At 67.1% G+C, this 26,212-nt stretch carries 24 protein-coding genes; 10 read left to right on the forward strand and 14 right to left on the reverse strand.

Going from position 1 to position 26,212, the window contains the following annotated elements; translation table 11 throughout:
- Nucleotides 1–12: 12 nt before the first annotated feature.
- The 5 genes from KDK82_RS17205 to KDK82_RS17225 form a co-directional block, all read right to left on the reverse strand.
- On the reverse strand, nucleotides 13–852 hold the full coding sequence (locus KDK82_RS17205; RefSeq protein WP_088165718.1) for an ABC transporter substrate-binding protein: 840 nt from the start codon (nucleotides 850–852) through the stop codon (nucleotides 13–15).
- Between the two features lie 9 nt (nucleotides 853–861).
- Nucleotides 862–1,626, reverse strand: coding sequence for an HD-GYP domain-containing protein (locus KDK82_RS17210; protein WP_034389605.1), 765 nt, complete (start codon nucleotides 1,624–1,626; stop codon nucleotides 862–864).
- On the reverse strand, nucleotides 1,626–1,997 hold the full coding sequence (locus tag KDK82_RS17215) for a response regulator transcription factor (RefSeq protein ID WP_034389607.1): 372 nt from the start codon (nucleotides 1,995–1,997) through the stop codon (nucleotides 1,626–1,628). Before KDK82_RS17215 ends, KDK82_RS17210 begins: the two co-directional genes overlap by 1 nt.
- A 267-nt stretch (nucleotides 1,998–2,264) precedes the next feature.
- Entirely contained in the window at nucleotides 2,265–3,500 is a 1,236-nt protein-coding gene (locus tag KDK82_RS17220; RefSeq protein ID WP_088165719.1) for an HD-GYP domain-containing protein, read from the reverse strand.
- 74 nt (nucleotides 3,501–3,574) lie between these two features.
- Nucleotides 3,575–5,272: a methyl-accepting chemotaxis protein gene (locus KDK82_RS17225; RefSeq protein ID WP_088165720.1), complete on the reverse strand. Its 1,698-nt coding sequence runs from the start codon at nucleotides 5,270–5,272 to the stop codon at nucleotides 3,575–3,577.
- A 333-nt stretch (nucleotides 5,273–5,605) separates the two neighbouring features.
- On the opposite strand from KDK82_RS17225, the gene KDK82_RS17230 reads away from it, so the two are divergent.
- From KDK82_RS17230 to KDK82_RS17265, 8 genes are all read left to right on the forward strand, one after another.
- Nucleotides 5,606–6,082 carry a chemotaxis protein CheW gene (locus tag KDK82_RS17230; protein WP_034389613.1) on the forward strand — a complete coding sequence of 159 codons (477 nt, stop codon included), beginning with the start codon at nucleotides 5,606–5,608 and terminating at the stop codon, nucleotides 6,080–6,082.
- 71 nt (nucleotides 6,083–6,153) lie between these two features.
- Nucleotides 6,154–7,815, forward strand: a complete 1,662-nt coding sequence (locus KDK82_RS17235; protein WP_179217934.1) for a methyl-accepting chemotaxis protein — start codon at nucleotides 6,154–6,156, stop codon at nucleotides 7,813–7,815.
- A 262-nt stretch (nucleotides 7,816–8,077) separates the two neighbouring features.
- Entirely contained in the window at nucleotides 8,078–8,755 is a 678-nt protein-coding gene (locus KDK82_RS17240; RefSeq protein WP_088165721.1) for a phosphoglycolate phosphatase, read from the forward strand.
- Between the two features lie 146 nt (nucleotides 8,756–8,901).
- Nucleotides 8,902–10,197, forward strand: a complete 1,296-nt coding sequence (gene speE, locus KDK82_RS17245) for a polyamine aminopropyltransferase (RefSeq protein WP_088165722.1) — start codon at nucleotides 8,902–8,904, stop codon at nucleotides 10,195–10,197.
- Between the two features lie 233 nt (nucleotides 10,198–10,430).
- Nucleotides 10,431–11,123: a hypothetical protein gene (locus KDK82_RS17250; RefSeq protein WP_088165723.1), complete on the forward strand. Its 693-nt coding sequence runs from the start codon at nucleotides 10,431–10,433 to the stop codon at nucleotides 11,121–11,123.
- Nucleotides 11,124–11,293: 170 nt separating this feature from the next.
- Complete coding sequence (locus KDK82_RS17255; protein WP_034389620.1) at nucleotides 11,294–11,794, forward strand: hypothetical protein; 501 nt, start codon at nucleotides 11,294–11,296, stop codon at nucleotides 11,792–11,794.
- Nucleotides 11,772–12,458: a response regulator transcription factor gene (locus KDK82_RS17260; RefSeq protein ID WP_013804692.1), complete on the forward strand. Its 687-nt coding sequence runs from the start codon at nucleotides 11,772–11,774 to the stop codon at nucleotides 12,456–12,458. The genes KDK82_RS17255 and KDK82_RS17260 overlap by 23 nt, the downstream gene beginning before the upstream one ends.
- Entirely contained in the window at nucleotides 12,427–13,842 is a 1,416-nt protein-coding gene (locus KDK82_RS17265) for a HAMP domain-containing sensor histidine kinase (protein WP_088165724.1), read from the forward strand. The genes KDK82_RS17260 and KDK82_RS17265 overlap by 32 nt, the downstream gene beginning before the upstream one ends.
- Here KDK82_RS17265 and KDK82_RS17270 read toward each other — a convergent pair.
- The 4 genes from KDK82_RS17270 to KDK82_RS17285 form a co-directional block, all read right to left on the reverse strand.
- On the reverse strand, nucleotides 13,817–14,413 hold the full coding sequence (locus KDK82_RS17270) for a chalcone isomerase family protein (RefSeq protein WP_088165725.1): 597 nt from the start codon (nucleotides 14,411–14,413) through the stop codon (nucleotides 13,817–13,819). The genes KDK82_RS17265 and KDK82_RS17270 overlap by 26 nt on opposite strands.
- Before the next feature lie 770 nt (nucleotides 14,414–15,183).
- Nucleotides 15,184–16,164 (reverse strand): CBASS cGAMP-activated phospholipase, encoded by a 981-nt coding sequence (locus tag KDK82_RS17275; RefSeq protein WP_088165726.1) that lies wholly within the window; start codon nucleotides 16,162–16,164, stop codon nucleotides 15,184–15,186.
- Nucleotides 16,164–16,613, reverse strand: coding sequence for a hypothetical protein (locus KDK82_RS17280; RefSeq protein WP_088165727.1), 450 nt, complete (start codon nucleotides 16,611–16,613; stop codon nucleotides 16,164–16,166). Before KDK82_RS17280 ends, KDK82_RS17275 begins: the two co-directional genes overlap by 1 nt.
- Nucleotides 16,610–17,005: a hypothetical protein gene (locus KDK82_RS17285; RefSeq protein WP_088165728.1), complete on the reverse strand. Its 396-nt coding sequence runs from the start codon at nucleotides 17,003–17,005 to the stop codon at nucleotides 16,610–16,612. Before KDK82_RS17285 ends, KDK82_RS17280 begins: the two co-directional genes overlap by 4 nt.
- Nucleotides 17,006–17,362: 357 nt before the next feature.
- Here KDK82_RS17285 and trpE point away from each other — a divergent pair, with 357 nt between their 5' ends.
- Nucleotides 17,363–18,862 carry an anthranilate synthase component I gene (gene trpE, locus KDK82_RS17290; RefSeq protein ID WP_013804687.1) on the forward strand — a complete coding sequence of 500 codons (1,500 nt, stop codon included), beginning with the start codon at nucleotides 17,363–17,365 and terminating at the stop codon, nucleotides 18,860–18,862.
- The gene (locus KDK82_RS17295) at nucleotides 18,859–19,209 is read left to right on the forward strand and encodes a chorismate mutase (RefSeq protein ID WP_016449526.1); all 351 of its coding nucleotides are present in this window, start codon (nucleotides 18,859–18,861) and stop codon (nucleotides 19,207–19,209) included. The genes trpE and KDK82_RS17295 overlap by 4 nt, the downstream gene beginning before the upstream one ends.
- On the opposite strand, the gene KDK82_RS17300 is transcribed toward KDK82_RS17295, so the two are convergent.
- From KDK82_RS17300 to KDK82_RS17320, 5 genes are all read right to left on the reverse strand, one after another.
- Nucleotides 19,206–20,438 carry an acetate/propionate family kinase gene (locus tag KDK82_RS17300; protein WP_088165729.1) on the reverse strand — a complete coding sequence of 411 codons (1,233 nt, stop codon included), beginning with the start codon at nucleotides 20,436–20,438 and terminating at the stop codon, nucleotides 19,206–19,208. The two genes, KDK82_RS17295 and KDK82_RS17300, sit on opposite strands and share 4 nt — an antisense overlap.
- Nucleotides 20,435–21,913: a bifunctional enoyl-CoA hydratase/phosphate acetyltransferase gene (locus KDK82_RS17305; RefSeq protein ID WP_088165730.1), complete on the reverse strand. Its 1,479-nt coding sequence runs from the start codon at nucleotides 21,911–21,913 to the stop codon at nucleotides 20,435–20,437. The genes KDK82_RS17300 and KDK82_RS17305 overlap by 4 nt, the downstream gene beginning before the upstream one ends.
- On the reverse strand, nucleotides 21,910–24,381 hold the full coding sequence (locus tag KDK82_RS17310) for a DUF3141 domain-containing protein (RefSeq protein WP_088165731.1): 2,472 nt from the start codon (nucleotides 24,379–24,381) through the stop codon (nucleotides 21,910–21,912). The genes KDK82_RS17305 and KDK82_RS17310 overlap by 4 nt, the downstream gene beginning before the upstream one ends.
- A 137-nt stretch (nucleotides 24,382–24,518) precedes the next feature.
- Nucleotides 24,519–25,028: a hypothetical protein gene (locus tag KDK82_RS17315; RefSeq protein WP_088165732.1), complete on the reverse strand. Its 510-nt coding sequence runs from the start codon at nucleotides 25,026–25,028 to the stop codon at nucleotides 24,519–24,521.
- A 53-nt stretch (nucleotides 25,029–25,081) separates the two neighbouring features.
- Entirely contained in the window at nucleotides 25,082–26,212 is a 1,131-nt protein-coding gene (locus KDK82_RS17320; protein ID WP_012202690.1) for an ABC transporter permease, read from the reverse strand.

The raw sequence follows: 26,212 nt of genomic DNA on the forward strand, positions 1-26,212 counted from the left end.
GCGCAAGGAGGGTCAGGGGGCAACGATCGCGGTCAGGCCGTTGTTGCGGGCCGCCCGGGCCAGGCGGCCGTCGCGCCGGATGTCGGAGACGAACTGGTCCAGGCGAGCGAGCCACCGGGTGTCGGCCGGACTGGTCGCGTAGCCGTAGGGAAGCACATGGAACGGCTTGGGCGGCGCGATCATCCGGGCCCAGTCGGAGCTGTCGAGCAGCCTGCGGCTGTAGGGGTAGTCGGTCATGAACACGTCCACGCGCCCCGCCATGAGTTCTTTTTCCCGGCTCTGGGGTGGCTCGATGGGCACGAGGCGCGCGTGCCTGAGCGTCTCGCGCATCACGGGCTCCATGAAGGTGCCGCGCTGCACGGCGACCTGCACGCCAGGCTGGTCGATGTCCGCCCAGGATTGCACGGTCTGATTGCTCTTGGTGGTCACACCGTAGATGTCGCTGCTCAGATACGGCTGCGTGAAGCGCAGCTGCTTTTGCCGCTGGGCAAGAATGCCCACGGCGAACATGGCGACATCGCAGCGTGACTCCAGCAGGTCAGGTATCAGCCTGGGAAAGGAGGAGTCCACATACTGCACCCGCACGCCCAGGTCCTTGGCCAGCTCCACCGAGAGCTCCGCATCGATGCCCGTCAGCCTGCCTGTGCGCGCGTCACGGAACGTGATGCCGTAGTAGTCTGGCCATATGCACACGCGCAGGGCATCCGTGGCGGCAATCCGGTCCAGCACCTCGCCTGCCCCGGCGCAACCGGACCATTGCACAAGACACAGCAGCAATCCGGCAGCGGCTGCCAGACGGGCCAGCACGCGCCGCTGAGGCGGTGCGCCGAAACATGTCGATGATGGATGCATGGCGGGCTTTCAGGGTGTGTCGATCAGTTCGGTGAAGGACGGAGCCTGCCGGGTCAGCGCCAGGCGCAGCGCATCGAGCTCTTCGATGTTGTCCATGAAAGCGTCGACGATTCCGGGATCCAGGGCCTTGCCCCGTTCCGCCGCGATCATCTCCAGGGCCTGCTCCAGCCCGAACGCCGGCCGGTACACCCGGTCCATGGTGAGCGCGTCGAAGATATCGACGATGGACGTGATACGAGCCGACAGCGGGATTTCTTCGCCTGCCAATCCCTGCGGGTAGCCCTTGCCGTCGAAGCGTTCATGGTGGCTTGCGGCGATCTCGGCGGCCATCTGGAACACGGGGATGCGTGACTGGCCCAGCAGGCGTGCGCCGATCTCGGCATGCCGGTTCATGACGAGGCGCTCCTCGGGACCCAGCGGGCCCTCCTTCTTGAGGATGGTGTCCGGAATGCCGACCTTGCCTATGTCATGCATCGGGGCCGCCTTGCGCAGCAGGCTGGCGAATTCGATGCGGCAGCCCAGGCGCAGGGCCAGGGCCTCCGACAGGTAGCCGATGCGGACGATGTGCGAGCCGGTATCGTCATCCTTGAGCTCTGCGGCCATGGCCAGGCGCAGCAGGGTCTCGTGGTGGGCACGTGTCACTTCCTTGAGAAGATCGTTGCGCTCGCGGTACATGCGGCCGAAGTCCTGGATGAGCAGCTCCATCTGCTCCACGGCTGCAGGATCGAAACGTCGCGATGGCTCCCTCGGGGTGCCGGTCTGGTACTGGGCCATCAGTCGATCCTCTGCAGGCTTTCGATCGTCTCCAGCAGCTTCAATGTGCTGAAGGGCTTGACCAGGTATTCGTCGGCTCCGGCGAGGATGCCCGCCTTGCGGTCTTCGGCGCTGCCCCGGGCCGTCAGCAGGATCACCAGCGTATGCAGCAGCTCGTAGGAGCTCTTGATGCGGCTGCAAACCTCCAGGCCATTGATGGTGCCCGGCATCATGATGTCGAGCAGGACGATGTCGGGCCTGAGCCTCTGGGCCATCGTCCAGGCTTCATCGCCGTCACAAGCCTCTACGACTTCGAAGTCACGGAGTTCCAGCGTCATGCGCAGCAGCTTGCGGATGTCTGCATGGTCTTCGACGATGAGTATTTTTTGCATGGGGAGATCTTTCATGCCGAAACGGAAATTTGATCCGACATGTGAATCATAAATATCAATTTCATCAAATTTTATTGAAATTTTCTATCAGATCCACGCCGGGCAAGGTGCTCCGGTGGGCGCGACCCATGCACGATCGCGACAAGTCGCAGGCAGGCAAAACGCTTGGGGGGCAGAAGGCGCAACTGAGCCGCCAGTCGGGCAGGTGGCAGCCCTGAGGCAGGTTCGTCGCAGACCTGCCGCTGCGCCTGTGCGCAGGGCCCGTTCCTAGGCCTCGTCCTTCCACAGTGCATCGAGATCGGTGAAGCCCCATTTCGCAGGGTCTTCCCGGCTGACGATCTTCTCCGTGCACCCAGGCCGGGCCAGGTCAACGGTCTCCGGTGCCATCCGCATGCCGCTGGCCGTGGAATAGAACACCTTGACCTGCGGACAGGTCAGGGACTGGCGGCCAGGGTCGATGACCACACCCAGCCTGCCCGTGGTCAGCCGCACCAGGGAGCCCACCGGATAGATGCCTATGCTTTTGACGAAGGCCTGGAAAACGGTCTTGTCGAAGTGGCCGGCACTCCATTCGGCCATCTTGTGCACCGCCTCTGCAGGATCCCAGCCGCGCTTGTAGGGGCGGTCTGAGGTGATGGCGTCGTAGACATCGCAGACCGCGCCCATCTTCGCGAACAGGCTGATGTCCTCGCCGCGCAGCCTGTGGGGATAGCCCGTGCCATCCACCTTCTCGTGGTGGTGAAGGCAGACGTCCAGCACGACCGGGTCATCGACGCCACCGGCCTTGAGCAACTCCAGGCCTCGCGCCGGATGCTCACGCATCTCGATGAACTCCTGGTCCGTCAGGCGCCCCGGCTTGTTCAGGATGGAGGTGGCGACAGCCATCTTTCCGATATCGTGCAGCAGGCCCGCATAGCCCGCCTCGCGCACCTGCTGCGGTGGCAGGTCGAGTTGGCGTGCCAGCACGATCATCAAGGCGCAGACCGCCACCGAGTGCATGTAGGTGTAGTCGTCGCTGGTCTTGAGCCTGGCGATGCTGACCATGGCGCTCGGATTGCGGATGATCGAATCGGACACCTCGGCGACCACGTAGCGGGCCTCGTCCTGGTTGATCTCCCTGCCCATGCGCACCTCGCGGAACATGGCGGTGATCGCCTGCCTGGACTGGTGGCAGATGCGGGCGGCCCGCTTCACCTCCTCCTCGAAGGCAACGGGCCGCAGCTCGCACTCCAACTCGGCCAGTTGCGAGATCTCGGACAGTTGGGCGTCGATCACGGTGTCCACCTGCTCGCGGGTGAAAGACGGCCCGCCTTGCGCAACATCCAGGCCCTTGGCGGTATCGATCCACACTTCCTGAATGGGGGACTGCAGGATCCTCGCCAGGTCGGCAGGGTCTTGCAGCTTGAAGCGGCTGCGCCAGAACGGGTGTTCCATCCAGCTGCCGCAGAGGCTTTCCAGAAACATGCCCAGCCTCAACTGGCGCACGCTGATGCGCTTGATCATGAACTCGGACCCCACAACGGCTCACATGTATGCACCATCTTGCCGCCTTTTGCCTGCTTCGGTACGAATTCAGGTCAGAAGGCTGCCCATTCCTCATCCTTGACCTGCGGCTGCGCACGGGCAGGCGACAGGCGTGGCGGCCTGGAGGGCTGCGCTTGCCTGGGGGCCATGGCCTGGGCGGTCGCGGCGCGCAGCCCGCCAGGCTGGCTTGCGCCATGCTCGGGATGCATCTTGAAGGTGGAGACGATCTGCGCCAGGGCGGCGGCCTGCTGCTCCAGGCTGCCTGCAGCGGCCGAGCTTTGCTCGACCAGCGCCGCGTTTTGCTGCGTCATCTGGTCGAGCTGGCTCACCGCCTCGCCGACCTGACGGATGCCCACCGCCTGCTCGGCCGATGCGCTGGAGATCTCGCTGATCATGGTGTCCACGCTGCGTACCTGCTCCACGATGCGGCCCATCTGCTCGCCGGCCCGGGTGGCCACCTCGGTGCCCTGCTCGACCTTTTGCAGGTTGGCGCCGATCAGCTCCTTGATCTCCTTGGCCGCCGTGCCCGAGCGCTGGGCCAGCGCGCGCACCTCGCTGGCGACCACGGCGAAGCCCCGGCCCTGCTCGCCGGCCCGCGCGGCCTCCACGGCAGCGTTGAGCGCCAGGATATTGGTCTGGAAGGCAATGGAGTCGATGACGTTCGTGATCTCGGCAATCTTGCGCGAGGCCTCCGAGATGTCCTGCATGGTATGCACCACCAGTGCCACGGACTTGCCCCCTTCGACAGCGGAGGCCGAGGCAGCCGAGGCCACCTTGTTGGCCTGCTGGGCCGTGTCTGCATTCGTGCGCACCGTGGCCGTGAGTTCCTCCATCGAGGCAGCCGTTTCCTCAAGGTTGCTGGCCTGCTGCTCGGTGCGCTGGCTCAGGTCCAGGCTGCCAGAGGCGATCTCGCTCGATCCCGTGGCAATGGAGTCGCTGCTCTGGCGTACACGGCCCATGATTTCACGCAGCTTGTCGTTCATGCTGCTCATGGCGGAGAGCAACTGGGCTGGCTCGTCCCTGCCCTGTACCACGATGCTGGCCGTGAGGTCGCCGTGCGCCACGGTGTCCACCACCGAGACCGCCATGCGCAGGGGCTCGGTGATCGAGCGCGTGATCGCCCAGGCCAGCACGGCGCCCAAGACCACTGCCAGGGCGGCCAGGCCGCCGAGCAGGTACAGCGCCAGGTGGTAGTCCTTCTCGGCCTGCTCGGTGGCCTTGCGCCCGCCTTCCTGGTTCAGCGCGATGTCCTGGCCGATGACGTCCATGAGCTGGGCGAATGCCTGAGCGGTCGCTCCCGTGGCCAGGGCGCGCGCCTGGGCTGCCTGCTCGGGCCCCCCACTGGACAGCTCCACCATCTTGCGGTCAGCGGCGCGGGCCGCGTTCCACAGCACCAGCATCCTTTCATACAGCTGCCGCTCCTCGGGCGAGGACACCAGCTTTTCATAGACGGCCAGCTCCGACTCCAGGGTTTTTTGGGCCTGCAGCAGCAGGTCCTCCTGGGCGCGCTTCCTTTGCGCGTCCTCCTCGATCACGTGGCGAAGACCTGCGCGGCGGGCTTCGTTGGCCTTAGCCCGGATCGAGGCAAGCACATTGGTGGAGGGCAGCCAGTTGGTGCCCAGGTCGCTGGCATTGAACTGGACCCGGGCGATCTGCAGGGAGCCGATGGCCGCCACCGTGCTCAACAAGAGCAAAAGCAGGGTAAAGGCAACGATGAGCCGTGTGCGGATGGACAGAAGGCGGAGGAACATGGTGGGGGGCTCCTGAGATGTGGTTGGTAATTTTGATCAATATGATTTATTTGATAATTTACCAAGCTTGCGCTCATCTTGAGTGATTGAATTTATCAATTTATTTTCACTGGGCCATTGCTCCGGGATGCGTTGCGCCCGAGCCACCCCGCAGTCCTCTACCTCTCTGGATGAGCCTTCGCCACAGCGCCACAGCGCTTGGTGACGCGTTCCGGCTGGCTCGCGCGGCGAGGCATCAAACCCACCAAAAATGTAACAACCGGTTGTGCTGTTCTTTGCTCTCTGTTAAATTTTTATCAAATTCATCAAATAAATTTGATTGGAGTGATAAAGATGCCGCATGCACTGAAGACCGACACCACCAAGCAATGGCTCTCCTTCCGCGTGGACGATGAGGAGTTCGGCATCGACCTGCTGCAAGTGCAGGAGATCCGGTCCTACGAGTCGCCCATGCGCATTGCCAACGGCCCTGCCTACTTCAACGGCGTGCTGGAACTGCGCGGAGAGGTCATTCCCGTCATCGATCTGCGGCTCAGGCTGGGGCTTGCGCCCAAGCCGTACGACGCCTGCACCGTGACCATCATGCTGCGCCTGCCTGGCGGAGTGACGGGCATGGTGGTGGAGGGGGTCACCGACGTGGTGACGCTCATGCCGCAGGACCTGCGTGCCGTGCCCGCCATGGGCGGGGGTCTGGTCAATGACTGCCTGCTGGCCATGGGCGTGCTCGAGAAGCGTTCGCTGCTGCTCATCGATGCCGACAAGCTCCTGGCGACGGCCACGGCAGCCCTGCCGGACTGCGCTGCGAGCTGAGCAATGTGCTCCGACACGCCCCCTTTCCCCGCCCGTACACCGCAATTTGCCCATCCCACTGGAGACGCGTCATGAATCCTCGCTTCTGGACTGTCAAGACCAAACTTTCCGCGGCCTTCACTTGCCTGGCGCTTCTCACCATGGTGGTGTCCCTGCTGGCCCTTCAGGCGTTGAGCGAGGCAAATCTGAATCTTGTCCGCTTTGTCGAAGGCATCAACGCCCGTGCACACCTGGCAGAGAGGGTTCGCACAGCCGTGGACCGCCGGGCGATCGCGGCGCGCAACCTGGTGCTGGTGACCTCGCCTGCAGACCTGGCGGCGGAGAAGGATGCCGTGACCTCCGCGCACACCGACGTCAACACCTCGCTGGCCGAACTCCAGGCCAAAATGGCTTCGAAGGATGTTGCGGCCGATGCACGCGATCTGGTTGCCAAAATTGCGGGCGTGGAGCAACGGTATGGACCGGTCGCTACCGACATCGTGGCGCTGGCTCTGCAAAACCAGAAGGAGGCAGCGATCCGCAAGATGAACGAAGAGTGCCGGCCCTTGTTGGCGCAGCTGATCGAGGCCACCCGCCAGTACAGTGAACTGACCCGCCTGCGTTCACAGCAGATGATCGAGGAGGCCGCGCAGGCCTACGCGCACCGCAGAAACATACTGATCGCCGCCAGCGTCATGGCCTTTGTCCTGGCCGTGCTGATGGGGCAACTGATAGCACGCGGCCTGACGCGCGCCCTGGGTGCGGAGCCGGCACAACTGGGCGACGTTGCGCAACAGATTGCCCAGGGCAATCTCAGCCCTGAATTGCTTCGCCACCAAGCCCCTGAAGGCAGCGTCCAGGCATCGCTCAATGCCATGCTCAAGAGTCTGGTCTCTGTCGTCCATGAAGTTCGCAACAATGCCGACGGGGTCGCTGGAGGCAGCACGGAAATCGCCAACGGCAATGCCGACTTGAGCCAGCGCACCGAACAGCAGGCCAGTGCCTTGCAGGAGACCGCAGCGTCGATGGAGCAGCTGTCGACCACCGTCAAGCAAAACGCGGACAACGCCAGGCAGGTCAATCAACTCGCCTTGGGAGCAAGCCAGGTGGCCACCAAGGGCGGCGGCTCCGTGCAGGAGGTCGTCAATGCGATGCAGGACATCAGCGAAAGCTCGCGCCAGATCGGCGAAATCGTGGGCGTGATCGACGGCATCGCGTTCCAGACCAACATCCTGGCGCTCAACGCCGCGGTCGAGGCGGCCCGCGCAGGCGAGCAGGGCAAAGGCTTTGCCGTGGTGGCCGGTGAGGTGCGCAACCTGGCGCAGCGCAGCGCGCAGGCAGCCCGGGAAATCAAGCAGCTCATCGCCACCAGTGCCACACGCGTCAAACAGGGTACCGAGTTGGCTGACCAAGCCGGAGCCACCATGGCGGAAGTGCTGCATTCCATCCAGCGCGTGACAGATCTCATGGGTGAGATCAGCAGTGCCAGTGATGAGCAAAGCGCGGGGGTAGCGCAGGTCGGCAAGGCCGTCAGCCAGATGGACCAGGTAACGCAGCAAAATGCGGCGCTGGTGGAGGAAAGTGCGGCGGCAGCGGCCAGCCTCAGAACGCAGGCACAGCAGCTGGTGCAGGCCGTGTCGATCTTCCAGCTGGGAGGCCATGCGGCCCAGCTTTCCTCAACCCCGCCGCTCCCGCAACCGACGGTGCGGGCGCGCAAGCCGGCACCCGCGACAGCGGCACTCCCCGCACGCTAGGCTGCCCGCGCCGTGCAGCCCGTGCAGCCCGTGCACAAGCAAGCGCAGGAGCAGGACGACTGGGTGTCGTTCTGATCAACCTCCCCCTTGCGTGCCGCCCTGGCACTCGTCGGACCGCATCGCGGTACACCGGGATACGGGGCCACGGCCATGCAGGGGCTGCCAGGAGACGCAAGGCCCAAGCCCCAGGGCCCGCGCAAGTTCTGATATTTTCAACGCTGTTCCTGCGCAGGCAGCCCCCGGCTTTCGACACCCCCATTTCATGATTTCAAACCTCATTCCGTTGAACCCACAGCAACTGGACGCCGCCATCGTTGATCTCGACGGCACCATGGTCAACACCCTGGGCGACTTCGCCGAAGCCCTCAACCGCATGCTGGCGGACCTGCAACTGCCGGCCATCGCCCCGCAGGCCATAGAGAACATGGTGGGCAAGGGCTCGGAGCACCTGATCCGATCGGTGCTGGCCCATGTGGGCGCGGCCGACGTGGACGCCGCCTATGACCAGGCCTGGACACGCTACGAACACCACTACCTGCAGCTCAACGGCCAGTTCGCCGAGGTCTATCCGGGCGTGCTCGAAGGCCTGCAGGCCCTGCGCGCGCGCGGCCTGCGGCTGGCCTGCCTGACCAACAAGCCGCTGTCCTTCGCCCGGCCGCTGCTCGAGCAAAAAGGCCTGGCACCGCTGTTCGAGCAGGTCTTCGGCGGCGATTCCTTCGAGCGCAAGAAGCCCGACCCGCTGCCCCTGCTCAAGACCTGCGAGGCCCTGGGCACATCCCCGGCACGCACACTGATGCTGGGCGACTCCAGCAACGACGCCCAGGCCGCGCGCGCCGCGGGCTGCCCCGTGGTGCTGGTCAGCTACGGCTACAACCATGGCCAGCCCGTGCGCCAGGTCGATGCCGACGGCTTTGTCGATGCGCTGACCGAACTGGCCTGATTCGCACAGTTCCAGGTTTTTTGGAAAAAGAATGGGATTTGGCGATGGTTAACGCACTTTGACGGTGCGATTTATGTTTTTGCTAGAGTCGTCTGCTTTGCCATCCTGGCCGCGATCCGGCCACAGACAAGGAGGAAGCACACCACATGCACGGACTGCACCTGACCGCTGATCTCTACCAATGCCAGGGCGACGCGCGCCACATGCTCGACGCCGACGCCATCGCCGCCCTGTGCCGCGCACAGACCGCGCAGGCCGGCCTGACCCTGGTGGAGGACCGCTGGGTCAAGTTCCCGGACTACCAGGGCCAGCCCGGCGGCGTCACCGGCACCGTGCTGCTGGCCGAATCGCATCTGGCCATACACACCTGGCCCGAGACCGGCTGCGTCACCGTCGATGTCTACGTCTGCAATTTCTCCGCCGACAACTCGGGCAAGGCCCGTGCGCTGATGGAGGGCGTGATCGCCGCCTACGCGCCGGGCCGCGTCGTGCGCCAGCACCTGATGCGCGGCGACATCGGCCCGGGCGCCCAGGCCACGGCGGCGGCCGATGAAGGCGATTGGGCGCTGGAGGCGCTCACGCCCCATGCGCGCTTTGGCTGGCGCGCCACGCGGCGCGAAACCGTGCAGACGCCCCATCAGGAACTGGAGCTGCTGCACACGCCGCAGTTCGGCAAGGTGCTGCGCCTGGACGGCCGCTTCATGACCTCCGAACGCGAGGAATTCTTCTACCACGAGGCCCTGGTCCACCCCGCGGCCCTGGCCCACCCGGCGCCGCGCAAGGCGCTGATCCTGGGCGGCGGCGATGGCGGCGCGGCCGAGGAGCTGCTCAAGCACCCGTCCATGGAGCAGGTGGTGGTGGCCGAGCTGGACGAGGCCGTGGTCCAGGCCGCACGCACGCACCTGCAGCAGGTGCACCGGGGCGTGTTCGATGACCCGCGCCTGCAACTGCGCATAGGCGACGGCATGGCCATGGTGGAGCACACCGAGGAGCGCTTCGACCTCGCGCTCATGGACCTCACCGACCCCGACACGCCTGCCAGCGCGCTGTACTCCGACCAGGCCCTGGCGCGCATGAAGCGCGTGCTGGCGCCGGGCGGCGCACTGGTGCTGCACCTGGGCAGCCCCGTCTTCCATGGCGAGCAGGTGGCGCGGCTGGTGGCCAGCCTGCGCGAGCGCTTTGCCATCGTGCGCTGCTACGGCCTCTACATCCCCCTGTACGGCGCCTACTGGGGCCTGGCCGTGGCCTCCGACACGCTGGACGCGGCGGCGCTGCCCCCCGCCCAGCTGCGCCAGCGCCTGGCCGAGCGCCGCCTGCCCGACCTGCGCTACTACAACGCCGAAGTGCACCCCGCACTGTTCGCGCTGCCCAACTATTACCGCGACCTGGTGCAGCCCGCGCCCCTGGCGGCGCTGCCCCCGCGCGCGGTCCGCGTCGCCTGAGCCTGGCCCGTTCTGGCAACGGGCCGAGCCCGGCCCGCTGCGGGGGCAACTGCGCGCCCGGCAGGGCAAATTTGACACAGTGCTGCAATCTGGTGGCAAGTCTGCTGTAATGAAAAACGGCGGGAAGGCCCGTGCGCCCGCCATTTTTCCGGCTTCCTGGTAAGTATTTCCGGGATATTGCGTGCTTGCAAAAACCATATCAACAGATAAAGCGCCAGACGCCCTGTATCAAAATGACTGCTTCCCTTTCAAAAACAAGAATATCCGCGTCCAAATACCATGATGATTCCTTGCTGCGGCTTTGGAATTGGGCTTTGTTGGCGGGACTGGTATTGAGCTTTCCCCTGAGCTTTGTATTGCCGCAAAGCCTGAGCTGGGAAAATGGATTCCTGGAGAATATCCAGGCCGTGACCCTGCTGCTGGGCATGGTGGCGGCCCTGGTTGCGGCGCGGCGGCAAAAGGGCTCCTTTGCAGCGCCACTGTGGTGGATCGCCTCCCTGTTCTGGCTGGCCTTTCTGGGGCGTGAACTGGCCTGGGGTGCGGCTTTCCTGCCCAGTCTGGAGGCTGGCAGGTGGGGGCCGGTGATCAGCTCCCAGGTGCTGTGGTACCGGCCCGCCGTCAAATGGGTGGTGGGTGCCATGCTGCTGCTGTGCTGCTATTGGTTTGTGCGCCACGGTGTCTGGAACAAGGTCATCAAGCGCCTGGTGCGCGAGAACGCGCTGCCGATATTCAGTCTGGCGATATTTGTCGCGGCCATGGTGATATCCACCAATGCGGAAGGTCATGGTTTCATTGTCCTGCAGCAATGGTTTGATTATCAGGTGATCGTGCTGGAGGAGCTGGTGGAGACCTTTGGCTATATGGCACTGTGGCTGGCACAGTGGGCGCTGGTCAGGTATGTTGCTGGCTGGCAGGAAGATATTTGAGTCAATATTGATCAAACCGGCCGCCTGCATATTCCCGGTGTAATGGGGCAGATTCAGGGGCCGGTAAGTCGCCAGTAAGACGCAATCGGGGAGCATGGCCGTTTTCCCCGAAGGTTTGCCGCTCTCGCGGCGGACCGACGGAGCCTGAAACGACAGAACGTGCCATCGCAATGCAAGCCTCCATCTACCAGGACGTGATAGGTATCCAGGCGGCGGGCCAGGCGTATTCCCTGGGTTCGCGCTTCCAAGAATGCAGCCAGCACCGTGCCGTGCGGCTGGAGACGATCTTCGAGCTGCTCATCCTCAAGTTCCGCGAGGACCTGCTGCAGGCGCTGGCCGAGGAGCCCCCAGGCCCCGCACGCCACCTGCGCGCCTACGTGCGCTGCGTCTGCGAGCATGCCCTGTCCCGCCAGCGCGGCCAGAAGACGGCCGCACAGTTGCTGACCCGCGCAAGATTCCAGAACATATGGTTTGATTTCGTGGATGCGGCCTGCGCCGACGATCTGGTGTCCGAGGACATTGCCCTGCAATGCCGCGCCATGGTCGAGGACCTGTGGGTCATCCATGTGCTGGTCGAGCCCATGGCGCCGCAGCGCATCACCGGGATCAGGGAGCATTTGCTGTCCCTGTGCGGCAACGACGGAAACCATGAATCGCATCGCATTAATTGAGGACCATGCCAGGCTGGCCACGCTGGTCAGCCGCTCGCTGGCCAACTCCGGCATAGAGACCGACGTCTTCCACCAGATCTCCACGGCCTGGCTGGCCCTGCAGGACATCGACTACGGCGTCATCGTCATCGACCGCGGCCTGCCCGATGGCGACGGCCTGCAACTGGTGCAGCGCCTGCGCGCCGCGGGCCGCTCCACGCCCTGCCTGATGCTCACGGCCCGCGACGCGCTCAGCGACCGCGTGGGCGGCCTGGAGGCCGGTGCCGACGACTACCTGACCAAGCCCTTTCCCATGGAAGAACTGATTGCCCGCGTGCGCGCCCTGCTGCGCCGCCCGGCCCTGGTGCAGGAGCTGGCGCCGCAGCTGGGTGACATCAGCATCAGCCCGCAGCAGGCCTGCATGCACTGCGCGGGCTCGGCCATCGCGCTGCCGCCGGCGGAGCTGCAGATCATGCTCAGCCTGGTGCGCAAGGCCGGCGCCACGGTGCGCCGCTCCACGCTGGAGGCGGCGGCCTGGGGCATGAGCAGCGTGGTCACGCCCAACGCCCTCGATGTGGCCCTGCACCGGCTGCGCCGCAAGCTGGCCGCGGCCGGCTCGTGCATGGAAATCGTCAACATCCGGGGTCAGGGCTATGCGCTTCGCGAACCTTTGCTGGCCCGGTAGCCTGCGCTCGCGGCTGCTGGCCGTCTATGGGTTGAGCATGGTGTTCAGCGCGCTGCTGGTCGGCGCGCTGGTGATCCTCGTCGCCAAGCCCTTCGACAGCTACGCGCTGCAGCGCGGCATGGGGCATGCGGCCGAGAAGCTGGCCGAGTGGGTGAGCTTCGATGCCAAGGGCGTGCCCCAGGGGTTCAGCGAGCGTGAACTCAAGGCCTGGATGCTGACCAGCCTGGGCGAGGAAATGCAGCTGCGCATCACCGACGCCCGCGGCCGCGTGGTCTTCGCCCCCAACGGCGAAATGCAGCCGCTGACGCAGACCGGCCAGGGCTTCGACCCCGAGCTCAAGGCCTTTGCCTATGAGCGCGGCGGCGTGGTCATGCGCGCGGGCACGGCCACGCTGGTCCACGAAGGCACGACGTGGCACGTGCAGATAGCCGTCAGCGACCGCATGGTGGACTGGCTGCGCGAATCGGTGGGCCTGCCCGCGCTGTGGCGCGGCATGGTGGCCATCGGCGTGGTCTTCCTGGTCGTGTTCCTGTTCTCCACGCACCGCACGCTGCAGCGCATGCTCAGGCCGCTGGGCGTGGCCGCGCAGGATGCGCAGCGCATCACCCCGCAGACGCTGGGCACGCGGCTGCAGCCCAAGGATCTGCCGCGCGAGTTCGCGCCTCTGGTCGAGGCCTTCAACCATGTGCTGGACCGGCTGCAGGCCGGCTTCAGGAACCAGCAGGAATTCCTGTCCATGGCCGCGCATGAGCTCAAGACGCCGCTGGCCCTGATGCGCGTGCAGATCGAGCTGGAGCCCGAGGACCGGCGCAGCCCCGAGCTGCTCAAGGACGTGGACCACATGGCCCGCCAGGTCCAGCAGCTGCTGCACCTGGCCGAGGTCTGCGAGCACCAGCGCTACCGCATGGAAGACATTGCGCCGGCCGACATCATTGGCGAGGTCTGCGACTTCATGGCCCGCGCCTCCGAAAAATGCGGCGTGCACATCCACTGCGAAGTCAAGGACGGCTCGCCTGCCTGGCGTGCCGACCGGGGCGCGCTCTTCGTGCTGCTCAAGAACCTGATCGAGAACGCCGTGCAGCACAGCCCGCAGGGCGCCACCGTCACCGTGAAGGCCTGCGGGCTGGGCTTTTCGGTGCTGGACCAGGGCCGTGGCGTGCCGCCCGAGGACCTGCCGCGCATCTTCGAGCGCTTTTGGCGCAGCAGCGAGCGGCGCGACCTGGGTGCGGGCCTGGGCCTGCCCATCTGCCTGGAGATTGCGCGCGCCCACGGCTGGACGCTCACGGCCCTGCCCGGTGCCACGGGGCTGGAGATCCAGGCGCGCTTTGCCGGGCCGGTGCAGGAGCCCGCGCAGCCGTTCAACCGCCCAGCAATGCCTTCTTGAGCTGATCGTCTGCCGGGTGCGGGCCCAGCCAGATGCCCAGCAGCGCCTGGAAGAACTCGGGCTCCTGGAAGGGCGCGCCCTGGGCCTGGCCCTTGACGAAGACCTGGGCACCCTGGCCCGGCACCCAGTCCACCGAGAAGTTCTCGCCCGGCAGCAGCTTCTTGTGCTGCGTGAAGATGTCGCTCATGCGCAGCACGCCGGGCACCAGGCGCGAGAAGCGGGCGCGCTCCATGTTGTCCTCGATGCCGCGCGCGAACAGCTTGCCCAGCTCGGCCGAATCGATCTCGCGCAGCATGGTCACGCTCACGCGCTTGGGGCCGGGCAGGGCCGCGATCTCCTGCAGGCTGGCGGCCGGTTTTTCCAGGTACAGGCCCGCCGTGTAGACCTTGAAGATGGCCTTGTAGCGAATGCCCGCGCCGTTGAGCTGCAGCGTCTGGCCGCCCACCCCCGCCTGGGCGGGATAGGCCACGCCCGCGACGGTGCGCGCAGGCTCCTGGGCAGTGGCGGCCAGCGGCATCGCCAGCGACATGGCCAGGGCGGCTGTCTTCATCCAGCGGGGCAAGGCGGTCATGGTGTCTCCTGCGCGGGGCCTGTGGCCCGGTTGCGGTTTGTTACGTCCGGGCGACATGTTGTGGGGATCGGGTGGGGGTGGCAACAGGGTTTTCGCGGGCCGATGGAGGGTGGCTATCATCCTGCTCGGTCCGCTTTCTTGTCGTGGGTGTATGCCCACTTCCTGCGGTTATGGACGGGATGGGGCTACCCGCAAGGGCGTCCGCATGGCTCAATGCGTGTTCTTAACATCCCGTCCACCTGTCTGTGGGTAAGAACACCGGCTCGTGGCTTTCGTCTTGTTTCCGGAGCGCAGGCGCGAGCCTGCGTCCCAGTGGTTTTGGGCGGGATGGGGCTACCCGCAAGGGCGTCCGCACGTCGCAATGCGTGTTCTTAACATCCTGTCCACCTGTCTGTGCGTTGCACCGCTGATTCTGTTTGCAAGCCCCTGTCGGGGCGTTTCTTTTCGAGGCCGGGTTTCGGCCCGGCGGCCGACCTCCTTTTCTTTGATTCGTCAAAGAAAAGGAGGCAAAAGAAAGACGACCCGAATGTCCGCGACCCCTTCGCTTCGCTGCGGGGCAACCTGCGCCGTGGCGGTTGCGGGGTCCGCCGTGAAACTCACTTCGCGCTGCGCGCTACGTTCAAACAATCACGGCGAGTCAGATGACGAAGCAGTCCTGTCCTTCGGCAGGACTGCAACCCCGCAACCGCCACGGCGCAGGCGCTGACATACGGGGAGTTTGCCCGGGCCTTCGCTGCGCTCGGCCGGGTGGGCGAGAAGCCTTGGGCGTTTCAGCCCAGGACGTTCTTCAGCAGCGTCTTTTCCTGCTCCGTGAGGGCGGCGATGCATTCGTCGCCGAGGGCCTGCAGCAGCCGGGTGCTGTCGGCGTTGGCGATGTCCAGGCCCAGGCGCTTTTGCTGGGCTGGGGGCTGCGTGAAGTTCAGGCGCAGGTAGCTGCTGGTGCCCAGTTCCTGGCGGGCCGCCTTGACGGCCTGGACCTCCTGGGCGGCCATGACCAGGTCCAGCAGGGGCTTGACCAGGGTCAGCCCGCGCCGGGGCATGGCCACGGGGTCCTGGCCCTGCTGGGGGTTGGCGGTGCCTACGCTGATCATCACGATGTCGGCGGCCGGCCCCCAGAGCTGGCGTGCGGCCTGCAGGGCCAGCAGGTCGGGCGCGTTGGCGGCGAGTCCGCCGTCCACGAAGACATGGCCTGCTGCGGCGTGCGCGGGAAAGTAGGTGGGGGCGGCCGATGAGGCCAGCATGGCGTCCATCAGCGTCAGGCCCAGCCGGTCCCTGTCGGGCAGGGCGCCGCTGGCCAGCAGGTGCAGCTGCGATGAATTCCAGTTCACGGCGGGCAGCAGCAGCGGCACCTGCAGTTGCCCCAGGGCGGACTGCTCCGCTTGCGGCAGGGCCTCCTTGATCGCTGCGCGCAGCGGGGCGCTGTCATAGAGCGCCTTGCCCATGGCCTGGCGCAGGCCGGGCAACCATTTAGAGGGAAAGATGGCGGGGCCGTGGTCCAGCAGCAGTTGCTTGATGCGTGCGGGCTGGCAGCCGCTGGCCAGGGCGGTGGCGATGATTGCGCCGATGGAGGTGCCGGCGAACAGGTCCACTTTCTCCAGCAGGTCGCCGTTGCCGAATTCGCGGTGGATGCGCTCCAGCACATGGGCGCTGAACAGGCCGCGATAGCCGCCGCCCGACAGGCTCAGGATGACCCGGCGCCGGCGCAGGCCCTGGCGCACCGCGCTGGACAGGGGCGGTACGTCGAAGTCCATCACAGCGCGTGCACGGCAACGCCTCGGGCGGCGGCCTGCGTCAGGTAGAGGTTGGCGGGTTCGGTGTAGCAGACCTTGAGCAGGTCGGCCGTGGCGATGAGCAGCCGCAGGTCCTGCGCCAGGGGCGCCGTGCCCCGCGGGCCCTGGCTGTCCAGCGGCGCAACGTTGCGCCATTCGATGAAGCGCTCCAGCACCTTGTTGTCCACGCTGGTCAGCATGGAGGCGCCTTCGGCCCGCAGGTTGGCATACAGCGCGTCGAGCAGGGAGAACCATTCGTTGCGGTCACGCAGGTCATGGAATGCCTCGGCCACGGCCGCCTTGGCGATGGCCATGGACAGGTCGCTGACGATGCAGTCCAGCGGACGGATGGTGGAGAACCACTCCAGGGTTGCGGGTTCCTGGTTCGCCATCCACAGCAGGCAGCGGGGGCCCAGCAAGTAGCGGCTCATGGCGCGCGCCGGGCGGGTACGTCGATATCGCCGCGCGCCCCGGACATCTGCGCAGCGGACAGATCCACTGCCTGGCTCGGCAGCGGCAGGGACCGGCAGATGTCGGCCACCGTGCGGGGCGCGCGCTCGTTGGCGGACAGGGCCACCATGTGCTCCTCGCTGACGATCACGTAGCGCTTGCGGCCCTGGGAGATGAGGGCCACCCCGTCGTGATCGGCCTGTTTGAGCACCGCGCCGTACTGCGCCTTGAAGACCGAGATCGGCATGGGCGTGGTGTTGCGCGGCATGGCCGATCCGACCTGATGGCTCAGGTCCCGCAGGGCGCGGTTCAGCGGGTCGCGCTCGCCCTCGGGCAAGGCAGCGTCGGTGCGGGCGGAGAAATGGGACGGCATGGTCGACCTTTCTGGTCAGGTTGTGCTGCCATTGTTGGTCAGGCTGACCAGGGTGTCAATTGTGGCCATGGCAGGCCCCTGCGGCGCCCCCGCAAGGCGCCGGTCCGCACTTGTACCCAGCCGCGTCTGCGCTACACTTGCCCGCTATGTTCATTCATCGCATGTTCATTGCAGGTTGTGGAGACCGGGGAGCCTGGCCCTGGCGCAAGCCTGTCCAACTGAACAGCTGAAGCACCCGGGGCGCGACCCGGCGTGCACCCGAGGCCCTACGGGCCAATCGAATGAATCGGCGCAATCCATACGCAGCCCGCACCCACACTAGGTCTGCCAGCGCCACGCAATCCGGAGCCTTCCCCCGTGATCACCGAACTCGAATTCAAGAGCCTTGCCGCGCAGGGCTACAACCGCATCCCTCTGATGGTCGAGGCGTTTGCGGATCTCGAAACCCCCCTGTCCCTCTACCTCAAGCTGGCCCATGCGGGCGGTGACGGCAAGCACAGCTTTTTGCTGGAGTCCGTGGTGGGCGGCGAGCGCTTCGGGCGCTACAGCTTCATCGGCCTGCCTGCACGCACGCTGCTGCGCGCCAGCGGCTTTGGCGATGCGGCATGCACCGAGGTGGTGACCGATGGCCAGGTGGTGGAGACGGCCAAGGGCAATCCGCTGGATTTCATCGCTGCCTACCAAAAGCGCTTCAAGGTGGCGCTGCGCCCGGGGCTGCCGCGTTTTTGCGGCGGGCTGGCCGGCTACTTCGGCTACGACGCCGTGCGCTACATCGAGAAGAAGCTGGAAGATTCCTGCCCGCCCGATACGCTCAACTGCCCAGACATCCTGCTGCTGCAGTGCGAGGAGGTGGCGGTGATCGACAACCTGTCGGGCAAGCTGTACCTGATCGTCTATGCCAACCCCGGCGAGAGCGAGGCCTATACGCGCGCCAAGAAGCGGCTGCGCCAGCTGAAGGATTTGCTGCGCTACTCGGTCAGCGCGCCGCAGATCAAGGCCGGTGAGAGCCATCCGGCCCAGCGCAGCTTTGCCAAGGAAGACTACCTGGCGGCCGTGGAAAAGGCCAAGGAGCTGATCGCCGCGGGCGACTTCATGCAGGTGCAGGTGGGCCAGCGCATCCACAAGCGCTTCACGGCCAGCCCCTTGAGCCTGTACCGCGCGCTGCGTTCGCTCAATCCCAGCCCCTACATGTACTACTACCACCTGGGTGATTTCCATGTGGTGGGCGCCAGCCCCGAGATCCTGGTGCGCCAGGAGAACACGGACGAGGGCCAGAAGGTCACCATCCGCCCGCTGGCCGGCACGCGCCCGCGCGGCGCCACGCCCGAGGCCGACAAGGCCACCGAAAAGGAACTGGTGGCCGACCCCAAGGAACGCGCCGAGCACGTGATGCTGATCGATCTGGCGCGCAACGACATCGGCCGCATCGCCAAGACGGGCAGCGTGAAGGTGACCGAGGCCTTTGCCGTGGAACGCTACAGCCACGTGATGCACATCGTCAGCAACGTGGAGGGCATTCTGCGCGACGGCATGGACAACATGGACGTGTTCAAGGCCACCTTCCCGGCCGGCACGCTGACGGGCGCGCCCAAGGTGCATGCCATGGAGGTCATCGACCAGCTGGAGCCCACCAAGCGCGGCATCTACGGCGGCGCCTGCGGCTACCTGAGCTTTGCGGGCGACATGGACCTGGCCATTGCCATCCGCACGGGCGTGATCAAGGACGGCACGCTCTACGTGCAGGCCGCCGCCGGCGTGGTGGCCGATTCCGTGCCCGAGATGGAATGGAAAGAGACCGAGCACAAGGCGCGCGCACTGATGCGCGCGGCCGAGCTGGTGGAGGAAGGACTGGAATGAGCACGGACCGCGCCAAGCAGGCCATCGACCTGGTGCAGCACTGCACCGACATGCTGGATGTGCGCCGCAATGTGGATGCGCTGGACGATGTGCTGGTGCCGCTGCTGGTCACGCGCATGGGCTACATGCAGCAGGCCGCGCGCATCAAGGCCGATGCGGCCCAGGTGCGCGACGAGGGCCGCATCGAGGCCATCGTGCGCCGCGTGCGCGAGCGCACGGCCGCCGAGGGCGGCCAGCCCGACATGATGGAGGCGGTGTACCGCCACCTCATGGAGGAATGCATTGCCTACGAGCACCGCGAGTTCGCGCGGCTGCGCGAAGGTGGTGCGCAGGACGATCGTTCCTAGCCCGGCAGCCAGCGCAGCGCATGGCGCGCTGCCACCCATTCCTCGTTGGTGGGCTCCACGCCCACGGTGACGGCGCTGGCGGTGGCCGAGATCACGGCCGCATCGCGCGCATTGGCCTCGGCGTCCAGCCGCAGGCCCAGAAAGCCCAGGCCCTCGCACACGCGCCGCCGTATCTCGGCGCTGTGCTCGCCCACGCCTGCGGTGAACACCAGCAGATCCAGGCCGCCCAGCACGGCGACCAGGGCGCCGATCTCGCGCACGATGCGCCGCACGTACAGGGCCAGCGCATCGCGCGCGCGCTCGGCCTGGGCATCGGCGCCCGACTCCAGCGGCAGCAGCACGCGCGGCTCGGACGAGGTGCCCGAGACGCCCAGCAGGCCGGACTCGTGGTACAGGATGCGGCCCACTTCCTGCAGGCTGAGCTTTTCGATTTCCATCAGGTAGATCACGGCGCCGGGGTCCAGCGCGCCGGTGCGCGTGCCCATCATCAGGCCGTCCAGCGCAGAGAACCCCATGGTGGTCGCCACGCTTTGCAGGCCCTGCATGGCGCACAGGCTGGCGCCGCTGCCCAGGTGGGCCACCAGGGTGCGCCCGCGCGCCAGGTCGCCATGGCGCTCGGGCAGGGCGGTGGCCATGTATTCGTAGGACAGGCCGTGGAAGCCGTAGCGGCGCAGCCCGCGTTCCCAGGCCGCATGCGGCAGGGGCAGCAGTTGCTCGACCTTGGGCAGCGTGTGGTGGAAGGCGGTGTCGAAGCAGGCCACCTGCACCAGTTCGGGCCGCTCGCGCAGCAGGATGTCCATGGCCTCCAGCGCAAAGGGCTGGTGCAGCGGCGCCAGCGGGATGAAGGCCTTGAGGTCGGCCAGCACGCCGGCATCGACGCGCACGGGCTCGAAGTAGCGGCTGCCGCCGTGCACCACGCGGTGGGCGACGGCAGCCACGCGGGCGCCGTCCAGCTGCGCCAGGCGCGCGGTGATGCGCTCGCGGATCAGCTGCAGCGCGGCGCGGTAGGGGTGGGCGGCATCCAGGGCAATGGCAAAGGGCGGCACGCCGCTCTCGCCGAAGTCGGGCGCGGGCCCGCCGATGCCCTGGACCTTGCCGTTCCACATCGGCTTGCGCGGCAGCGGGCGCTGGGCACCGTCGAAGACGGCGAACTTGATGCTGGACGAGCCGCAGTTGAGCACCACGACCAGTTCGCGGGCGGGGGAGGATGCGGTGTGGTCAGGGATCATGGCGGGGAGTTCCGGTAGCGGTGGGCCAGCAGCAGGGCGATGGCGCAGGAGGCAATGCGCGAGGCGCGGCTGTCGGCGCGGCTGGTCAGGATCACGGGCACCTTGGCGCCCATGACGATGCCGGCGCTGGCCGCCTCGCCCATGTACATGAGCTGCTTGGCCAGCATGTTGCCGCTTTCCAGGTCGGGCACGACCAGGATGTCGGCCTGGCCCGCCACGGGCGAATCGATGCCCTTGGTGCGCGCGGCGGCCATGGACACGGCGTTGTCGAAGGCCAGCGGCCCGTCGAGCACGCCGCCTTCGATCTGGCCCCGGTCGGCCATCTTGCACAGCGCGGCGGCGTCCAGCGTGGCCGGCATGTGCGGGCTCACGGTCTCCACGGCGGCCAGGATGGCGACCTTGGGCTCGGGCACGCCGATGGCGTGGGCCAGGGCGATGGCGTTGCGCACGATGTCGGCCTTTTGCTGCAGGTCGGGCGCGAGGTTGATGGCCGCATCGGTGACGATGAAGGGGCGCGGGTAGTGCGGCGTCTGCAGCACGAAGCAGTGGCTGACGCGGCGCTTGGTGCGCAGGCCGGCGGCGGCGGCCACCACCTCGGCCATGAGTTCGTCCGTGTGCAGGCTGCCTTTCATGATGGCCTCGACCTCGCCGCAGGCGGCCAGCTCGGCGCCGCGCGTGGCGGCGGCGTGGCTGTGCGGGACGTCCTCGATGCGCAGGCCGCCCAGGTCCAGCCCGTGCTCGGCTGCCACGGCCTCCAGCCGCGCGCGCGGGGCCACCAGCACGGGGTCGATCAGGCCTTCGCGGCGCGCGTCCAGCGCGGCCGAGAGGCTGGGCTCGTCACAGGGATGGACCACGGCCACGCGGATGGGCGGCAGGCCGGCCACATGGGCCAGCAGCCGCTGCAGGCCGTCGCGTCCACCGGCTTCCAGGCGGATCTCGGGCAGGCTGGTGCGCTGGCGCTCGATGTGGCGCGCAGGCGCATGCACGGTGGCCTGGCCCTCGATCACGGCGGCGCCATGCTGGTTGGTGCAGGCCACGGCCAGCGTGACCTGGCGCTGCTCGGCCTGCTTGGCCAGCACCTCCACGCGCACGGTCAGCCGGTCGCCTGCGGCCAGCGGCGCCAGAAAGCGCAGCGTCTGGCCGACCAGGGTGGTGCCCGGGCCGGGCAGGCGCGTGCCCAGCACCGAGGCCAGCAGCATGCCGCCCCACATGCCGTGGGCGATCAGGGCCGTGTCGTCATCGTCGGCACCGGCAACCGTGCCAGCACCAGCACCAGCACCAGCACCAGCACCGGCACCAGCGCCGTCTGCCACGGCCGCGCCCGACAGGGCGGCGAACAGGCGCAGGTCCTGGGTGCTCAACGTGCGTTCCAGGCTGGCGCTGTCGCCCACGTCCAGCTCGTCAAAGCTGTGGTTGCGCATCAGGGCCAGGTCTTCGGGCGGCAGGGCCGCATCGGAATCGGGGGAGAGGTTCATCGCTTTTTCCGGGGGCTGGGGTGTGCGCGGCTGGCCTGGGCGCGTGCGGGGCGCTTGGCGGCAGGCGCGGAGTCGGGAACAGGTGCGGGCTCGGGCGCCTGTTCAGGAGCTGCAGCAGGAGCGGCCACAGGAGCCGCAACAGGAGCGGTCAGAGGCGCTGCCGAAGGTGCCGTCACAGGTACCGTCACAGGTGCGGGTTCAGGCTCGGCCACCGAGGCTGGCGCGATGGCCGGGTGCCGCTCGGCCTGCTCTTTCGCCTGCCTGGACTCGGCGGCCTCCAGCGCCTGCACGAAATGCCCCATGGCCTGCAGCAGGCGCTGGTGCTCGGCATCGCTGAGGTTGCCGCCCTGGTTGGCCAGCTCGTCCACCGTGGTCATGCCCCAGCGGATGTCGCCGGCGGGCGAGGCGGCCAGCAACCGGGGGATGGCGGCCATGGCGGCGTCGGGCTCGCGCTGCATCAGCAGGGCCTGGCGGCGCACGATGCGGCGGAACTGCGCCATGTCGGGCGGCACGCCGCCCAGGTGGTCCTGCAGCAGCCGCCAGGCGTGGCGGAAGTGGCGCTCATCGGCCTCGCCGCGTGCGCGCAGCACGTGGAACAGGGCGCGGATGACGGCCTCGTACAGCCCGCCCTGGGCCACGCTTTCGTGCAGCCGCGCCAGCTCCTGGCGCATGTACTGGCAGTGCTCGGGCGATTCGCCGGGGTGCGGGCGCGGCGGGCCGTCGTCCTGCCGGCTCTGGCCGGCCAGGGCCTGGACCAGGGGCGAGCCATAGATGGCGTGGAACAGCCGCGCCTGCATGGCATCGCGCTGGTCGCGGTAGGTATCGAGCAGATGCACCACGGCCTGCGACATGGCCTGCTGCGCCTTCAGGAAGGGGTTGTCGGGCTCGACGGGGTGGCGGTCCTCGCGCGCATGCTCGGCGGCCTGGGCCACGACGGGCGCCAGCGGGTGCGAGTCCGACCAGCATTCATAGCCCACGCGCAGCGGGTGCATGGCCTGCAGCCAGCGCGCAGACAGCGGCGTGGACAGCGCCTGCACCCAGGGCTGCACGGTGTTGCGGTACAGGGCCAGGTTGATTTCGGAGACGCGCGCGGCAGCGGCGAAATGGCGCTCGCTTTCGGGGTCGGGCCGGACGATGGAGCGCACCTCGGCCAGGTCGCTGCGGCGGATCTTCATCAGGTAGGCGGCGTCGGTCAGATCCTGTGCCGGCACACCGGCCGGGCGGTCGGCGATCTCGGCGCGGTAGATGCCGGCGGGCAGCAGGTCGATGATGTCGATGTGCGCCGCGAACTCGCGGTGCTCCTTGCGGCCCACGGCGCCCGAGACAAAGATGCCCAGGTGGCCGATGCTGTCATGCGTGGCGAAGACGATGGTCTGGTCGTGCGCGGCGATGTCCTCGTCGTCGCGGTACAGGTCGGTGATCCAGCCCAGGGCCTGGCCCGGCGGCGTGATGTTGTCGCCATGCGAGCAGAACACCACGATGGGCGAGCGGATGTTGCGCAGGTCGATGCGCACGCCGTCCGAGGTCGTCAGCTCGGCCGTGGCCAGCCGGTTGCCGATGAACAGGTTGTCCACGATGTACTGCATCTCGCGGCCTTCCAGGAAGACATAGCCGCCCCAGTACTTCTCGAAGCCCAGGTAGCGCGGCCCCTCGGTGTCCACGTCGGCATAGACCTGGTACTGCTTTTCCCACAGCGTGTTGGCGGGGTTGAGGTTCTCGAAGTTCTGCACCAGCCATGCGCCGTCGAAGCGGCCCGCGCCCAGGTCGCTGGTCAGCGCCGTCATCCAGCTGCCGCCCATGAGGCCGCCGCCGTAGCGCATGGGGTTGTCGCCGGCCCAGTACGACAGCGGCGCACCGGCCACGATGATGGGGCCGAACAGCTCGGGCCAGACGGCGGCCGTCATGAGGATCTGCCAGCCGGCCTGGCAGTTGCCGATGACGGCGGGCTTGCCCCGCCTCTCGGGGTGCAGCTCGGCGACCTTGCGCACGAATTGGGCCTCGGCGCGCATCACGTCCTCGACGGTCTGGCCGGGCACGGGGTCGGGCAGGAAGCCCACGAAGTAGCAGGGATGGCCGGCCTTGAGCGCGGCGCCGATCTCGCTGTCGGGCTTGAAGCCGCCGATGCCGGGGCCGTGGCCCGCGCGCGGATCGACGACGATGAAGGGGCGCTTGGCCGGGTCGATGACTGTGCCCTCCATGGGCGCGATGCGTGCCAGGCCGTAGTTGACGGGGCGCGGCAGGTCCAGGCCCGACATCACGATCTCGGCCCGGAAGCTCAGCACATTGGGCACTTCCTCGGCCAGATGCTCGCGGTACTGGTTGCCACGCTGGCGCCGGATGTCGGCATACAGCAGCGAGCGCTGCCAGACATCGGTGGCGTATTGCGCGGCTGCCTGCGACAGCTTCATCGGATCGCCCCACATCCCTCCCACGTCCACGGTGCCGTGGCTCTGCAGGTTCTCGTTCATCTGGCCCACTCCTTTACCGGCATGTCATGCCCTGCTCTTAGATTGCGTGTGATTGCTTGTGGCTGGGTGCGGATGGCCGCCCCGCGCCCATGCGGCCCCGAACCTGCGGGACCGCGTGGCGGCTTCCTTGGGGCCTGTCAGCCCTGGGCTGTGGTGTCGCGGGCCGTTTCGGCGGCGGCTGCCGCAATGGGCTGCTGCGCCGCATGGGCGGGCTGGGCCACGGACTGCACGGCCGAGGTCCAGCGGGCGAGCAGGTCGCTCCACGGCACGGCGGTGTCGGCTGCGCCCTGGGTGCTGTTGCCCAGCGTGGCTGCCACCTGTTGCTGCCAGTCGTGCACGGCCTGCTGCACGCCCTGGGCCAGGGTGATCTGGCTGGCCATGGCGGTCTGGGCCAGGGCCTGGGCATGGCCCATGCGCAGGTGGGCATGGCGCCAGAAGGCCTGGGCGGGCAGGGTGGCCAGCTCCTGCCAGCTGCTGGTCTGCTGCACGCCCTCGATTTCGCTGCCGGTCTCGGCGATGCGCTCGGGGCCGTTGCGTGCGGCATGCTCCAGCCACTGTTGGCCGCTTTCCTGCAGCAGCCGGCTCAGGTGCAGCTGCAGTTCAAGCTGTGCCTTGAGCAGATGGAGGGGAATGGTCTGTGCGCTCATATGAAACTCCTTGCTGGTTGAGATGGAAAGATGCCTTGGCGGCGGGAACGAAATCAGGCCATCTGGCTGATGGTCTTGCGAAAACGGGTGAGCGTGAGGGCGAACAGCACGGAGCCGATCGCGGCCAGCGCCAGGAAGGGCTTCCAGACCACGTCCAGCCCCGCTCCGCGGTAGAGGATGGCCTGCGACAGCTCGACAAAGTGGGTGGTCGGCGCGGCCAGCATGATGTTCTGCACCAGCTCGGGCATGCTTTCGCGCGGCGTCATGGCGCCCGACAGCAGCTGCAGCGGCAGCAGCACGAGCACCAGCAGCATGCCGAACTGTGGCATGTTGCGCGCCAGCGTGGCAAGGAAGATCCCCAGCGACGTTGTGGCGAACAGGCACAGCGCGGCTCCCGCCAGGAACAGTGGCAGCGAGCCTTCGATGGGAACGCCCAGGGCGCCGCGCACCACGAGGTTGAGCGAGGCAAAGGCGGTGACCAGCACGACCAGTCCCATGGACCATATCTTGGCCAGCATGATCTCGGTCGGTGTCACCGGCATGACCAGCAGGTGCTCCACCGTGCCGTGCTCGCGCTCGCGGATCAGGGCCGCGCCCGTGAGGATGATGGACAGCATGGTCACGTTGTTGATGATCTGCATCAGCCCGCCGAACCAGACCTTGTCCAGCGCGGGATTGAAGCGCGCGCGCACCACCAGGTCCACGGGCAGGGCGGTGGCGCCCCGAAAGCGCCGCACGAACTCGCTGACCTCGGCCGTGACGATCTGCTGCACATAGCTGTTGCCCGTGAAGGCCTGGCTCATGCGCGTGGCATCCACGTTCAGCTGCAGCTCGGGGGCGCGGCCCGCCAGCACGTCGCGCTGGAAGTTGGGGGGGATGTTGAGCACGAAGGTGTAGGTGCCCGAGTCCATGCCCGGGTCCATCTGCGTGCGGTCGATCATGGCCGGCGGCGCGAACTGCGGCGGATAGAAGGCGCCCGCGATGCGCTGCGACAGCGGCGAGCCGTCCTCGTCCACGATGGCGATGGGCGCGTTGTGCAGGCTCTCGGGCATGGCCGTGGCCGCCGTGTAGATGGAGACCGTGAACACATAGGCGATGAGCACCAGCAGCACGGGATCGCGCCACAGGCTCCACAGCTCCTTGACGCCCAGCCGGTAGATGTTGGAGAAAAGGCGGGTGCGCAT

It is taken from the genome of Delftia sp. K82, from assembly GCF_002193035.1.
GTDB classification, from domain to species: domain Bacteria; phylum Pseudomonadota; class Gammaproteobacteria; order Burkholderiales; family Burkholderiaceae_C; genus Comamonas; species Comamonas acidovorans.